Annotated in this window: 11 protein-coding genes; 1 reads left to right on the top strand and 10 read right to left on the bottom strand. The window is 72.7% G+C overall.

The window, feature by feature from the left end; translation table 11 throughout:
• Nucleotides 1-88 precede the first annotated feature (88 nt).
• Complete coding sequence (gene recQ, locus OG521_16470; protein ID WUW22307.1) at nt 89-2,077, top strand: DNA helicase RecQ; 1,989 nt, start codon at nt 89-91, stop codon at nt 2,075-2,077.
• Nucleotides 2,078-2,101: 24 nt separating this feature from the next.
• On the opposite strand, the gene OG521_16465 is transcribed toward recQ, so the two are convergent.
• The 10 genes from OG521_16465 to OG521_16420 form a co-directional block, all read right to left on the bottom strand.
• On the bottom strand, nt 2,102-2,710 hold the full coding sequence (locus OG521_16465; GenBank protein ID WUW22306.1) for a Uma2 family endonuclease: 609 nt from the start codon (nt 2,708-2,710) through the stop codon (nt 2,102-2,104).
• Between the two features lie 86 nt (nt 2,711-2,796).
• Complete coding sequence (locus tag OG521_16460; protein WUW22305.1) at nt 2,797-5,517, bottom strand: fumarate reductase/succinate dehydrogenase flavoprotein subunit; 2,721 nt, start codon at nt 5,515-5,517, stop codon at nt 2,797-2,799.
• Between the two features lie 26 nt (nt 5,518-5,543).
• A complete protein-coding gene (locus tag OG521_16455; GenBank protein WUW22304.1) occupies nt 5,544-6,281 on the bottom strand; it encodes an ABC transporter ATP-binding protein in 738 nt (245 codons plus the stop codon).
• The gene (locus OG521_16450) at nt 6,278-7,144 is read right to left on the bottom strand and encodes an ABC transporter permease (GenBank protein WUW22303.1); all 867 of its coding nucleotides are present in this window, start codon (nt 7,142-7,144) and stop codon (nt 6,278-6,280) included. Before OG521_16450 ends, OG521_16455 begins: the two co-directional genes overlap by 4 nt.
• Entirely contained in the window at nt 7,141-8,508 is a 1,368-nt protein-coding gene (locus OG521_16445; protein WUW22302.1) for an ABC transporter substrate-binding protein, read from the bottom strand. The genes OG521_16450 and OG521_16445 overlap by 4 nt, the downstream gene beginning before the upstream one ends.
• 14 nt (nt 8,509-8,522) lie before the next feature.
• Nucleotides 8,523-8,750 carry a ferredoxin family protein gene (locus tag OG521_16440; protein ID WUW22301.1) on the bottom strand — a complete coding sequence of 76 codons (228 nt, stop codon included), beginning with the start codon at nt 8,748-8,750 and terminating at the stop codon, nt 8,523-8,525.
• 39 nt (nt 8,751-8,789) lie between these two features.
• The gene (locus OG521_16435; protein ID WUW22300.1) at nt 8,790-9,560 is read right to left on the bottom strand and encodes a GntR family transcriptional regulator; all 771 of its coding nucleotides are present in this window, start codon (nt 9,558-9,560) and stop codon (nt 8,790-8,792) included.
• Nucleotides 9,561-9,716: 156 nt separating this feature from the next.
• A complete protein-coding gene (locus OG521_16430; GenBank protein ID WUW22299.1) occupies nt 9,717-10,367 on the bottom strand; it encodes a GPP34 family phosphoprotein in 651 nt (216 codons plus the stop codon).
• Nucleotides 10,364-11,593, bottom strand: a complete 1,230-nt coding sequence (fahA, locus tag OG521_16425; GenBank protein WUW22298.1) for a fumarylacetoacetase — start codon at nt 11,591-11,593, stop codon at nt 10,364-10,366. Before fahA ends, OG521_16430 begins: the two co-directional genes overlap by 4 nt.
• Nucleotides 11,594-11,730: 137 nt before the next feature.
• Nucleotides 11,731-13,725 carry a CocE/NonD family hydrolase gene (locus tag OG521_16420; protein ID WUW22297.1) on the bottom strand — a complete coding sequence of 665 codons (1,995 nt, stop codon included), beginning with the start codon at nt 13,723-13,725 and terminating at the stop codon, nt 11,731-11,733.
• Between the last annotated feature and the right edge of the window lie 8 nt (nt 13,726-13,733).

The following is a 13,733-nucleotide window of genomic DNA, read 5'->3' as shown; positions in this document are numbered from 1 at the left end:
GTGGCAGGGGAGAGCACGGGGACAGAACGGGACCAGTCGTCGGGGGAACAGAGCGATGAGCATGACGGGCGGGACAGGTGTGACGGACATGACCACGGACGTGACCGAGAGCGATGCGCGGCAGACGCTGCACCGGGTCTTCGGGTACGAGACGTTCCGCGGCGAGCAGGAAGCGGTCGTCGACCATGTGGTGGCGGGCGGCGACGCCGTCGTGCTCATGCCGACCGGTGGCGGGAAGTCCCTCTGCTACCAGATCCCGTCCCTGGTCAGACGGGGCACGGGCATCGTGATCTCCCCGCTGATCGCCCTGATGCAGGACCAGGTCGACGCGCTGCGCGCGCTCGGCGTGCGGGCCGGGTTCATCAACTCCACGCAGGACTTCGACGAGCGCCGCTCGATGGAGGCCCAGTTCGTGGCCGGCGAGCTGGACCTGCTCTACCTGGCCCCGGAGCGGCTGCGCCTGGACTCCACGCTCGGGCTGCTCTCCCGGGGCGAGATCTCCGTCTTCGCGATCGACGAGGCGCACTGCGTCGCCCAGTGGGGCCACGACTTCCGCCCCGACTACCTGGCCCTGTCCGTGCTGGGCGAGCGCTGGCCCGACGTCCCGCGCATCGCCCTGACGGCCACGGCGACCGATGCCACGCACCGCGAGATCACCCAGCGCCTGGGCATGCCCGACGCCAGGCACTTCGTGGCCAGCTTCGACCGGCCCAACATCCAGTACCGCATCGTGGGGAAGTCCGACCCGAAGAAGCAGCTGCTGACCTTCCTCCAGGAGGAGCACGCCGGCGACGCGGGCATCGTCTACTGCCTCTCGCGCAACTCCACGGAGAAGACCGCCGAGTACCTCTGCCGCAACGGCATCGAGGCCGTCCCGTACCACGCGGGTCTCGACGCGGGCACGCGCGCGGTCCACCAGTCCCGCTTCCTGCGCGAGGAGGGGCTCGTCGTCGTCGCGACGATCGCCTTCGGCATGGGCATCGACAAGCCGGACGTCCGCTTCGTCGCCCACCTCGACCTGCCGAAGTCCGTCGAGGGCTACTACCAGGAGACGGGCCGCGCCGGGCGTGACGGAGCCCCGTCCACGGCCTGGATGGCGTACGGACTCCAGGACGTCGTCCAGCAGCGCAAGCTCATCCAGGGCGGCGAGGGCGACGAGGCGTTCCGCCGCCGGGCCGCCGCCCACCTGGACTCCATGCTGGCGCTGTGCGAGACCGTCGAATGCCGCCGGGCCCAGCTGCTGACGTACTTCGGCCAGGACCCCGTCACCGCCGCCTGCGGCAACTGCGACACCTGTCTGACCCCGCCCGAGACCTGGGACGGCACGGTGGTCTCCCAGAAGCTGCTGTCGACGGTGGTCCGGCTGAAGCGGGAGCGCGGGCAGAAGTTCGGCGCCGGCCAGGTCATCGACATCCTGCTGGGCCGCAAGACGGCGAAGGTCATCCAGTTCGACCACGACCAGCTCTCGGTGTTCGGCATCGGTGAGGAGCTGGCCGAGGCGGAATGGCGGGGCGTGGTCCGGCAGCTGCTGGCCCAGGGCCTGATCGCCGTGGAGGGCGAGTACGGCACGCTGGTGCTCACGGAGGAGAGCGGCACCGTGCTCGGCCGGGAGCGCGAGGTGCTGCTGCGCAAGGAGCCGAAGAAGCCCACGTCGTCCCGCTCCTCCTCGAAGGGCGAGCGGAAGGCGAAGTCCTCGGCGGCCGTCGCCGAACTCCCGCCGGAGGCACTCCCGGTCTTCGAGGCCCTGCGCGCCTGGCGCGGCGCCCAGGCCAAGGAGCTGGGCCTGCCCGCGTATGTGATCTTCCACGACGCGACGCTGCGCGAGATCGCGACCCTGCGCCCGTCGTCGCTCGGCGAGCTGGGCGGGATCAGCGGACTGGGCGAGAAGAAGCTGGCGACGTACGGGGAGGGCGTGCTGGAGGTGCTGGCCGGTCTCCCGGACGAAGCGGCACCCGCGGCCCCGGAGGCGGCCCCCGCCTCGGCCCCTGCCGCCCCGGCCCGGGTGACAACCCCGGCCGCAGCCCCGGCAGCCGACCCGGAGTTCGGCTGGGACGAGGAACCGCCGGAGTACGAGTGAGGCTGGGGCGGGGGTACGGCGGATCTACTGCGGGTCCGCCGCCCGGCGGCGCGAGACGATCGCGGTGAGGTCGAGATCGACGGGGAAGGGCGCAGAGACCTTCATCCGGTCGTGGAAGATGCCGGTGGAGGTGTAGGCCCCGGTCGCCGGCTCCAGCTCGAAGACGTAGACGACCGCACGGCCGTCCTGGTTCTCCACCCGCCAGTAGTGCGGGATCCTCGCCCGTGCGTACTTCACGGGCTTGGTCTCCCGGTCACGGGTGACGGACTCGTCGGACACGACCTCGATCGCGAGCAGCACGCTGCTCGCGGGGAACCGGGTCTGCCGCAGACTCTCGACCGCGTCGCCGCGGACGACGACCACATCGGGTTCGGGCCGGTTCTGGAAGTCGACGTCGATGGTGAATTCCCGGAAGACCTCCAGATCGAGCGGTGCCAGCGACTGCAACTGCCATTTCAGGTAGTCGATCGCGCGCTCGTGGAAAACGGTCTGCGGACTCACGAAAACCAAGCTCCCGTCGATCAGCTCCGTGTGCGGAGGCAGATTCGGGAGTGTGTCCAGGTCATCGGCGGTCCAGCCGCCCACGGGCGGAACCACCCACCGCGGCTCGGGGGCCTCGGGTTCGACGCTCATCAGTGCTCCCATGGGCCGGAGTCTGGCGGGTCCGTCCAGCGTATCCGCACGGAACCGGCTCGGGCCTGCCTGAACGTGTGAACGAGTCACGCGCCGTTGACCCCCACCCCCCGCCCCGCATACGCCCGCACATCCGCGTCCGCATCCGTGACCGCCCCCGCCAGGGCCTTCCGCGCCGCCGAGTCGCCCGGGTGACGCAGCAGTGCCAGCACCGCCGCCTTGCGGACATCGGCGTTCGGGTCGTCGAGCGCCTCGGCCAGCGGGGTGACCGCCCGGTCCGGGTCCGCCGAGGACAGGGCCGTCGCCGCGCCCGCGCGTACCCGCCAGGCCGGGTCGGTCAGCGCGGCCACCGCCCGCTCGGCGTACGAGGGCGGGCACCCCGTCCCCGCGAGCGCGGCCAGCGCCGCCGCCCGGACCAGCGCGTCCGGGTCGTCCAGCAGCGGGTCGAGGGGGGCCGGGGCGGGGGAGCGGACGGCGGCGAGCCCCTTCGCCACCGCCACCCGCACCTCGCGGGCCGGGTCGGCGGCCGCGCGTACCAGCCCTTCCACCGCGTCCACGGACACCAGGGCCCGGACCGTCTCGACCCGCACATCGAGATCCGGGTCGTCCAGCGTGCCGGCGTACAGCTCCGCGTCCCCGAGCCGCAGCGCGCGCAACGTGTCGAGGGCGGCGGCGCGGACCACCGGGTCGGCCGAGGAGAGGGCGGTGACCAAGGGCGTGCGCAGGGCGGGCGCGGGCTCCAGCACCTCGACCAGTTCGCGCAGGGACGCCGCGACGGCCGCCCGTACGGCCACGGCCGGATCGGCGAGCGCCCCCGCCAGGGCGGGGCCCGCGCCCGGCGGGGTCGACTCGGTCAGCGCGGCGACGGCGGCCCGGCGGACGGCCGGGTCGGGATCGGCCAGGTAGGGGGCGAGGGCCGCCAGTTCGGGTTCGCCCTCGGCCAGGGCCAGCAGCTCCAGGATGCGCGGCGAGGTGGAGGGGGCGACACCGCCCGCGGCGGGAGAGGCCCTGCGCGCGGAGCCGGACACCGGCGCCGCGTCCCGCGCCCCCGCCGTCCCCACCCCCTCCGGCTCCACCTCGCCGATCCGCCGCACGGGCCCCCCGGCCGGGGCGAAGCCCTCCACCGGGACCAGGTAGGGAGCCACCGGGCGGGCGGTGAACTCCATCGCCCCGGACGCAGACTTGTACAGGTCCAGGTGGTGGAACCAGTCCGTGTCGTCCCGCTCCGGATGGTCCGTACGCTCGTGGTAGAGGCCCCAGCGGGACTCCGTGCGGGCCAGCGAGGAGCGTGCCGCCATCTCCGCGCAGTCCCGGATGAACGACACCTCCGCGCACCGCATCAGCTCGTGCGGGGTCTTCGCACCCATCTCCGCGAGGTCCGTGCGCATCCGCTCGAAGGACTCCAGGGCGATCCCGAGCCGGGCGCCCGACTTCGGCGGGGCCACGTAGTCGTTCACGAAGCGGCGCAGCTTGTACTCGACCTGCGGCTGCGGCGGCCCGTCCGGGTTGCGCAGCGGCCGGTAGACCAGCTCGTGGGCCGCGCGCAGCTGCTCGGCCGGCAACTCGCCCTCGTACGCCGTGAAACGGGCCGCGTCCTCGCCCGCAAGATCGCCGAAGACGAACGCGCCGATCATGTAGTTGTGCGGGACGCAGGCCAGGTCGCCCGCCGCGTAGAGCCGGTCCACGGTGGTGCGGGCGTGGTCGTCGACGCGGACGCCGGAGGCGGAGTGGCCGCCGCACAGGCCGATCTCGGAGATGTGCATCTCGATGTCATGGGTGCGGTAGTCGTGGCCGCGTCCGGAGTGGAAGGTGCCGCGGGTGGGCCGCTCGGTGGAGTGCAGGATCGTCTCCAGCGCGCTGACGGACTCCTCCGGGAGGTGGCTCAGCTTCAGGTAGACCGGCCCGCGGTCGGAGGCGACCTCCGCCGCGAACTCGGCCATCATCTGCCCGGACCAGTAGTCGGAGTCCACGAAGCGTTCGCCGTGCCGGTTGACCTGGTAGCCGCCGAAGGGGTTGGCGACGTACGCGCAGGCCGGGCCGTTGTAGTCCTTGATCAGCGGGTTGATCTGGAAGCACTCGATGCCGGTCAGTTCGGCGCCCGCGTGGTACGCCATGGCATAGCCGTCGCCCGCGTTGGTCGGGTTCTCGTACGTACCGTAGAGGTAGCCGGAGGCGGGCAGGCCGAGGCGGCCGCAGGCGCCGGTCGCGAGGATGACGGCGCCCGCGCGGACCGTCACGAACTGCCCGGTGCGGGTGTTGAAGCCGGCCGCGCCGATCGCCCGGCCGTCGTCGCCGGTGAGGATGCGCACGGGCATGACGCGGTTCTCGATCCGGATGCGTTCGCGCATCTCGCGGCGGCGCAGCTGCCGGTAGAGGACCTTCTTCACGTCCTTGCCCTCGGGCATCGGCAGCACGTACGAGCCGGAGCGGTGGACCTGGCGGACCGCGTACTCGCCGTGCTCGTCCTTCTCGAACTTCACCCCGTACGACTCCAGCCGCCGCACCATCGCGAAGCCGCGCGTCGCGGTCTGCCGGACGGTGGACTGGTCGACGATTCCGTCGTTGGCGCGGGTGATCTCGGCGACGTAGTCGTCGGGTTCGGCGCGGCCGGGGATCACGGCGTTGTTCACGCCGTCCATGCCCATGGCGAGGGCGCCGGAGTGACGCACGTGCGCCTTCTCCAGGAGGAGGACCGAGGCGCCGCGCTCGGCGGCGGTGAGGGCCGCCATCGTGCCGGCCGTGCCGCCGCCGACGACCAGCACGTCGCAGGAGAGTTCCTCGGCGTCGGCGAGGGCGGGGATCTGCACGGGAGGGCCTTTCGGGAGAGGGGAGTTCAAGAGGTGAGGGATTCCAGGACCTCGCGGCGCAGCGCGACCGTCGCCGGATCGGTGTGGGCGGCGCGCTCGCGCGGGCGCGGCACGGGCAGCACCCGTCCGGTGGAGAGCAGCGCGACGCGGTCGCCGAGGAACAGCGCCTCGTCCACGTCGTGCGTGACGAACACGACCGTGGCGCCGGTGCCCCGCAGCACATCGACGAGCAGCTGCTGCATCCCGGCCCTGGTCTGGGCGTCCAGCGCGCCGAACGGCTCGTCCATCAGGACCGCGCGCGGCCCGGCGGCCAGCGCCCGGGCCAGCTGGACGCGCTGGCGCTGACCGCCCGAGATCCGGTGCGGGAGCTTCGCCGCGTGCTCCTCCAGACCGACCCGGGCCAGCCAGGACGCGGCCCGTTCCCGGCGTTCGCCGCGCCCCGCCCCTTGGATGGCGAGCGGCAGTTCCACGTTGGCGCGGACCGTGCGCCAGGGCAGCAGCGCGTCGTCCTGGAAGACGAGGGCCCGCTCGGCGCAGGGCGCGGTGACGGGCTCGCCGTCCTGGCTCACCTCGCCGCCGAGCGCGGGCAGCAGCCCGGCCAGGGTGCGCAGCAGGGTGGACTTCCCGCAGCCGGACGGGCCGACGACGGTGAGGATCTCGCCGGGGACGACGTCGAGGTCGACCCCGTCCAGGACGGGCACCCCGGCCCGGCCGAGCGTGGCGCCGCGCAGGGTGAGCCGGACGCCGTGGGATTCGGTGATCATGAGCGCACCCGTTCCTGTTCCTGTGCCGCACGGGCCGGGAGGACGGCGGCCGCCGCCGGTGCGGGCCGGCGGCGTACCGGAGCGGCCGGGCGGTTCTCCGTACGCGGCAGCCAGCGGGTCAGCCTGCGGCCGAGCAGTTCCACGGCCGTGGAGGTCAGCCAGCCGAGCAGGCCGATGGTGGCCATGCCGACGAAGACGCCCGGGTAGTCGACGACCGTGTAGTCCTGCCAGGTGCGGTAACCGACCCCGTACTCGCCGGAGATCATCTCGGCGGAGATCACGCAGATCCACGACACCCCGATGCCGACGGACAGACCGCCGAGGATGCCGGGGAGCGCGCCGGGCAGCACGACGGACCACAGGATCCGCCACCGTCCGCCGCCCATCGTCAGCACGGCCTCCTCCCACACCGGTGTGAGCGCCCGCACCGCGTGCCGGGTGGAGACCATGACGGGGAAGAACGCCGCGGTGCAGGTGATGAAGACGATGCCCTGCTCGTTGCTGGGGAAGAGCAGGATCGCGACCGGGACGAGCGCGATCGCCGGGACGGGGCGCAGCACTTCGAGGACCGGGCCGAGCAGATCGGCGGCGAGCCGCGAGCGGGCGACGGCCGTGCCGACGGTGACGCCGAGGACGGCGGCCAGCGTGAACCCGGTGACGATCCTGGTCAGGCTGTCGGTGAGGTCCTGCCAGTACGTGTCGCCCGTGATCCGGTCCGCGTAGGCGCGGGCCACCTCCGTCACCGTGGGGAACTGCTCGAAGCGCAGCCACACGTTGATGTCGTAGGAGGTCAGCGCCTGCCACAGGGCGAGCGCCGCGACGAGCGAGAGCGCCCGGCGCACGAGGGACCACCGGCCGCTCATGACGCGGACCGGGCCAGGCTCAGCGCGGTGGCGTACGGGACCGTGCGGGCGCCCGGGTGGGCCTTCACGTCGGCGCGGGCGGCCGAGCCGGTGACGTACGGGCGCAGCGCGTCCCCGTCGGCGACCCACACCGCCCGGTCCGCGAACCACAGGGTGCCGGTGGACGCGTCGGGGACGTACGCCGCCCGGACCGCGTCGCGGTGCGCGGCCACGTACCGCAGCAGTTCGGCGGAGCCGGCGAACGCCGTCGTGGTGTCCTTCCCCTTCAGCCACACCTCGCCGCCGCGCCGGGCGGGCGGACCCGCGGCCAGGGCCTTCGCGTAGCCGGAGCCGTACACCCGCTTCACATAGCTGTCGTCGACGAACGCGTCCACGTCGACATCACCGACGAGCTTCGCCGAGCGCAGCACCGGGACGTCCTTCTTCAGCGCCGCGATCAGGGCGGGCTTCAGCGTGGTGTCGAAGGTGGCGATGCCCTGGGCGCCGTTGTAGAGGTGGACGACCTCGGCCGGCAGCCCGGTGGCCTTCGCGACCGACTCGGACGCCGCCACCGGGTGCTCGTGCAGATAGTCGGTCGCCCGCCCCTGGGCGCGCAGGAAGTCCTCCACCACCGCCGGCCGCTTCTTCGCGAAGTCCTGGCGGACCGTGACCCCGTGGAAGGTCGGCAGCTTCAGCTCGGCGCCGTCGTACAGCGCCTTCGCCCGGCCCTGGAAGGCGAGCAGCCCGGGCCACGCCACGAACTGCGACAGGGCGTCCGCGCTGCCCGCCTGGAGTGCCGAAGCGCCCACCGCCGGCTGCTGGTTGAGCTTGCGGATGTCCTTCTCCGGGTCGAGACCGGCCTGCTGGAGGGCGCGGACGAGGGTGCCGTCGGCCGCCGAGCCGACGCTCGTGGAGACCTTCCTGCCGCGCAGGTCGGTCAGCGAGTCCAGCTTCGAGTCCGGCGCGGTGACCACGGTGTTGAGACCGCCCGCCAGGTTGTACCCGGTGACCGAGACGAGCCGGGTGGGGCGGTCGAGCTGCGTGCCGCGGGCCGCGTTGATCAGCAGCGGGAAGTCGCCCATCGAGCCGATGTCGATCTTTCCCGCGGTCATCTGCGCGGTGATCGGGGCGCCGGTGGCGTAGTCCTGCCACTTCACCCTGTACGTCACACCGTCCCGCTTCCCGCGGCTGCGCAGCTCGTCCTCGAAGTAGCCGAGGGAACGCAGCAGGGTGCCGGCCGTGACGGTGTTGATCGTCCGGGACTGGTAGCCGACGGTCACCGTGACCGTGCCGCTGTCGTCCGCGTTCGCCCCGCCGCCGCAGCCCGCGGTGAGGGTGACGAGCAGCGCGGCGCCGGACAGTGCGCCGAATGCCTTGCGTCGCATGGGAGTCGGGCCTTTCAGCGCAGGAGGTAGGGCATGTTGACGGTCACCGCGTCGGTGGGGCACCGGGCGGCGCACGGGCCGCAGTACCAGCACTCGTCGACGTGCATGAAGGCCTTGCCGCTCTCCGGGTTGATGGCGAGGGAGTCGAGCGGGCACATGTCGACGCAGAGGGTGCAGCCGTCGATGCACTTCGACTCGTCGATGGTCACGGGCACGTCGGCCCGCTGGGGCGCCAGAGGCATGGCGGGGCTCCAGGGAAAGGGGGAGGGAAGGGAAGGGGTTCAGGAGTCGCGGTGCAGCACGCCGTTCATGCTGATGCGGTCGCCGCGGAAGCGGATGAACTCCAGGTCGACGGGGCGCCCGTCGGCGAGATGGGTGAGGCGCTCCAGCATCAGGACTGCGGAGCCGCGCGGGGTCTCCAGGACGGCGGCGGAGTGCGCGTCGGCGTTGACGGCCTCCAGGGTGATGTCGGCGCTGCCCAGCGGCTGCCCGGTCAGCGACTCCAGCAGCCGGAACACGTCGGTGTTCTCCAGGTCGGCGCCGATCAGCCCGGCGCCGAGGTCCATCGGGACGTAGGTGAGGTCGAGGGAGAGCGGCAGCCCGTTCAGCAGCCGGCGGCGCTCGATGTAGAGCACGTCGGTGTGCTCGTCGACGCCGAGCCGCCGGGCGACGGGGGCGGGCGCGGGGACCGGTCCGACGGTACGGACCTCGTTGGTGACCCGGCCGTGTTCGTGCAGGGTCTCGGCGAGCCCCTGGAGCCGGTCCACGGCGTGCGGGTACTTCTCGCCGACGACGACGGTGCCGACCCCCGGCTGCCGTTCGACGATCCCCTCGCCGCGCAGCAGGTCGAGCGCCTGGCGGACGGTGTTGCGCGAGACGCGGTAGTCGGTGCCGATGGTGTCCTCGTACGGCAGGACACCGCCCGGGAACGCACCCGTGCGCACCTGGTGGCGCAGCAGGTCGGCGAGGAGCCGGGCACCGTCCGCGCGCAGTCGGCGCCGGCGGGCGGCGGCGACCGGCACGGTGTGCTCACGGATGCGTTCGGCTGGCATGCGGTGGACCATACCGACGCCGTGCGGGAGTTGGTGTTGCCACAGTGTTGCGCCACTTGGGGATGCCGGCGCGAGGGCTGTGACCTGCGGCGACGGGGCCGGTGGCGGAAGATCTGCCACCGGCGCCGGCCGTCGCGACCGTCACCGGGCGCTGTCCTACCCGCCGCCGCCCGACTGGTTCGACCTGTCCTGGCGGACGTTGCGCAGCACCGCGTGGGCCGGCCACTGATCGAGGACCAGGCGGCGCATCGCGCTCCGGCTGCCGCGGTCGGTGCCGACGAAGCGGGAGAGACCCGCCGCCGAGACGAGGGCGGCGAGTGCCCGGCCGCGGTGGTCGGGGAACCCCGCCATCTCGGCATGGACGAACTGCTGCCGGGCCTGCGCGGCCAGGTCCTTCGCCGCCACCGGGTGGCGGTGGTAGGGGAGCAGCCCGAGGAAGCGGTGGGTCTCCCGGCGCAGGATGCCGCGCTCCACCAGGGCGTCCAGATACATGCCTTCGACCTGCCGTCCGGCGTGCCGGACCCAGCCCTTGGCCGACACCCCGGAGAACCGGCCGCCCTTGCCCGGTGCCGGCAGGCTCCGCATCACCCCTGCGAGCACCGGGTCCGGCGGGTCCAGCGGATTGGCGACCTGGAAGCGGCCGCCCCCGCCGGTGATCCGCCCCTGGATCTCCAGCTCCGCCAGGGCCGCCCCGGCCATCGCGTACTCCAGGAAACGGCCGCGGCAGAACGGTTTGCCGCGCACCGGGTCCAGCGCGAGCAGCATCAGCTCCTCGGGCAGCGTCGGCGCGGGCTGCGGCGGCATCATGGCGCGGACACGATCCGGCCGGTCACCTCGCCGAGACCGACCCGGGTGCCGTCCGGTCCCGGGGCCCAGGCCGTCAGCGTCACCGTGTCCCCGTCCTCCAGGAACGTCCGCTTGCCCTCCGGGAGTTCGAGCGGATCGCGCCCGTTCCAGGTGAGTTCGAGCAGGGAGCCGCGCTGGGCCGGTTCGGCGCCGCTGATGGTGCCGGAGCCGTACAGGTCGCCGCTGCGCAGCGAGGCGCCGTTCACCGTCATCTGCGCCAGCTGCTGGGCGGCCGTCCAGTACATCGTGGAGAACGGCGGCTCCGCGACGACCTGCCCGTTGATCGCGACGGAGAGCCGGAGGTCGAAGCCGCCGGGCTCCTCCTCGTCCGCGTCGTCGAGGTAGGGCAGCAGCGGGAAGTCACGGGCGGGCGGGGCGGTCCGGGCGGCGTCCAGGGCCTCCAGCGGTGTCACCCACGCCGAGACGGAGGTGGCGAAGGACTTGCCGAGGAACGGGCCCAGCGGGACGTACTCCCAGGCCTGGATGTCGCGCGCCGACCAGTCGTTGAGCAGCGACAGGCCGAAGACGTGCTCCCGGAAGTCGGCCAGCGGGACGGGCCGGCCCTGCTCCGAGCCGACACCGACGACGAAACCGACCTCGGCCTCGATGTCCAGCTTCACGGACGGGCCGAAGACCGGCGCCGGGTCGGCGGGGGCCTTGCGCTGCCCCGCCGGACGCACCACGTCCGTGCCCGAGACCACGACCGTGCCCGCCCGGCCGTGGTAACCGATCGGCAGGTGCTTCCAGTTGGGGGTGAGAGCGTCGCCGTCGGGGCGGAAGATGCGGCCGACGTTGGTGGCGTGGTTCTCGCTGGCGTAGAAGTCCACGTAGTCCGCGACCCGGTAGGGCAGGTGGAGCGTCACCGACTCGACGGGGTGCAGCAGCGGCTCGATGTCGGCGCGGTGGGCGGGGACCGTCACCCACGCGGTCAGCGCGCGGCGTACATCTCTCCAGGCGGTGCGGCCGGCGGCCAGCAGCGGCATCAGGTCGGTCTGGGCCAGCAGTTGCGCGTAGGGCGAGCCCAGCGCGTGCGCGGCCGCCCCGGCGTCCAGCACGTGGTTGCCGATGCGGACACCGACCCGCCGCTCGCCGGGGCGGTCGGGGGTGGAGAAGACACCGTACGGAAGGTTGTGCGGACCGAAGGGATCGCCCTCGGCCAGTTCGAGCGGGCTGCTCTGCTCGGGCATCTGTTGCTGCCTCGCTTTCCAGGTCGCTTGGGGGACACGTTACGTGGGGGACATCCCCACGCGGCAGTGCCCCAACCATCCCCAATGCCCGGAAAGTTCCGCCGTATCCCCGTGTGTACGGGGACACGGCGTTGGGTTCACCCGGCGGTGCGCGGAATCCGCTTCTCCCAGGTCCGGTGGAAGACGACCTCGCCGCCCTCCTTGCAGACCACCTCGTTGGAGGTGATGAAGTCGCTCGCGTCGGCGGAGATCTCCGAGCGCGTCTCGACCAGCACGTCCCAGGACATCTCCGGCCGGTGCAGCCGGATCGTCCAGTCGGAACGGGTGCGCGCCGAGAGCGGATCGCTCTCCTGGACCGTGTACGTCTCCACCGCGTCCTCGGTGAACTCCAGGCCGTCCGGGTAGACCCGGGTGCCGCCGTAGCGCGGGTCGACCTCCATCCGCCACTCGCCCTTGGCGACATCGCGGACCACCAGCCGTTCGGGCCGCTGCTCGTCGAGGGTGACGGGGAAGACGACGCCGAGCGGCTCCGACTGCTCGGGCTCCTCGAAGCGGATCGAGGGGTCCTCGGTGTGCCGGCGGACCGGGAGTTCGACGAAGCTGCCGTCGGCGTCCAGGGTGAAGCCCTTCGAACCGGCCTGCGGCCAGATCCACGGCCAGTACGAGGAGGAGACCGCGAGCCTGATCCGGTGGCCGGGCGGGAAGGTGTGCCCGATGCCGTTCAGCTCGAAGGTGACGTCCTCGGTGGTTCCGACGGGCCAGTCCTCGGTGCGGTCGCGGCCGTTGCGGGCGGCGAGGTTGAGGACGCCGCGGGTCACGAGGGTGGACGAGCCGTCCGGGGCGACGTCGCAGAGCCGGGCGATCGCCTGGCCGCGCGGCACGTCCATCCGGATCCGCAGCCTCACCCTGGGCCGGCCCAGGATCTCGATCGGGGCGGCCTCGACCGGGAACTCGAAGCACACCGACTTGGCGTCCTCGTCCCGCTGGTCGGGCGGCAGGTCGGCGTCGTTGCCGAACGGGAAGAACCGCCCGGCGTCCACCCCGGTCTGCTGCGGCGAGTCGACGGTCTGCGGCCCGCCCTGGAGCGCGTACGCGACCGGCGCCACGTTCTCCGAAGGCCAGCTGGTGTCACCGACCCAGCGGCCCGGCAGCGTCTCGTAGACCGTCGCCGGCCGGTGCGACTCGCTGATCCAGGACCGCAGCAGCGGCTCCGCCATGACGCCGGTGTCCTGGTCCTTCAGATGCTGGTCCCACCACCGCAGCGTCTCCTGGAGGAAGCCGATGCCGGGCCCCGGCGGCAGCCCGCGGTCCGGGTACTGGTGCGACCAGGGGCCGATCAGCCCGCGGACCTTCGCCGGGTCCAGGTGCTCGACGAGCCGGAGCACGGTGTCGCGGTACGGGTCGTGCCAGCCGCCGACCGCGAGGACGTTCGCCTGGATGGCGGAGTAGTCCTCGCAGACGCTGCCGTGCTTCCAGTAGTCGTCGCGCGTCTGGTGGGCCAGCCAGGTGTGGATGAAGGGGTCGACGGCTTCCAGCCGGTTCAGCCACATCTCCCGCCAGTCGTCGCCGACGTCCGCCGGGTCCGGCGGCCGGCAGACGAAGGCGAGCATGGTCGCCGCCCAGGCGTGCATGTCCACGGCGAGGACGGAGCCGCCCATGTAGTGGACGTCGTTGTCGTAGCGGTCGTCCGCCGAGCAGACGGTGACGATCGCCTTCAGCGGCTCGGGGGCGAGCGCGGCGAGCTGGAGCGAGTTGAAGCCGCCCCAGGAGATGCCGAACATGCCGACCCGGCCCGAGCACCACTCCTGCTGCGCCAGCCAGTGGATGACGGCGACCCCGTCGGCGAGCTCCGTCGCGTCGTACTCGTCGCCCGGCATCCCCTCGCTGTTGCCGTGACCGCGCACGTCCACCCGGACCGAGGCGTAGCCGTGGCCCGCGTACCAGGGATGGCGCTGCCAGTCGCGCGGCGCGGTCCAGTCGCTCAGCCGGTACGGCAGGTACTCCAGCAGCGCGGGCACGGGTTCGTCGGTGACCGGCCGCCAGATCCGGGCGTACAGCTGGGTGCCGTCCGGCAGCGGGATGTAGATGTCCTCGCGGGTCGTCTCGTACGGGAACACGGTCTGGATGTGCATGGGGAACC

The sequence above is a fragment of the Streptomyces sp. NBC_01463 genome (assembly GCA_036227345.1).
Taxonomy (GTDB): Bacteria; Actinomycetota; Actinomycetes; order Streptomycetales; family Streptomycetaceae; genus Streptomyces.
Note: the sequence above shows the minus strand (reverse complement) of the source record. Positions and strands in the feature narration are given on the sequence as shown.

Coding starts and splice junctions, on each gene's coding strand:
- recQ (WUW22307.1), top strand. CDS start 89: ATGACCACGGACGTGACCGAGAGCGATGCGCGGCAGACGCTGCACCGG.
- OG521_16465 (WUW22306.1), bottom strand. CDS start 2,710: ATGAGCGTCGAACCCGAGGCCCCCGAGCCGCGGTGGGTGGTTCCGCCC.
- OG521_16455 (WUW22304.1), bottom strand. CDS start 6,281: ATGATCACCGAATCCCACGGCGTCCGGCTCACCCTGCGCGGCGCCACG.
- OG521_16450 (WUW22303.1), bottom strand. CDS start 7,144: ATGAGCGGCCGGTGGTCCCTCGTGCGCCGGGCGCTCTCGCTCGTCGCG.
- OG521_16445 (WUW22302.1), bottom strand. CDS start 8,508: ATGCGACGCAAGGCATTCGGCGCACTGTCCGGCGCCGCGCTGCTCGTC.
- OG521_16440 (WUW22301.1), bottom strand. CDS start 8,750: ATGCCTCTGGCGCCCCAGCGGGCCGACGTGCCCGTGACCATCGACGAG.
- OG521_16435 (WUW22300.1), bottom strand. CDS start 9,560: ATGCCAGCCGAACGCATCCGTGAGCACACCGTGCCGGTCGCCGCCGCC.
- OG521_16430 (WUW22299.1), bottom strand. CDS start 10,367: ATGATGCCGCCGCAGCCCGCGCCGACGCTGCCCGAGGAGCTGATGCTG.
- fahA (WUW22298.1), bottom strand. CDS start 11,593: ATGCCCGAGCAGAGCAGCCCGCTCGAACTGGCCGAGGGCGATCCCTTC.
- OG521_16420 (WUW22297.1), bottom strand. CDS start 13,725: ATGCACATCCAGACCGTGTTCCCGTACGAGACGACCCGCGAGGACATC.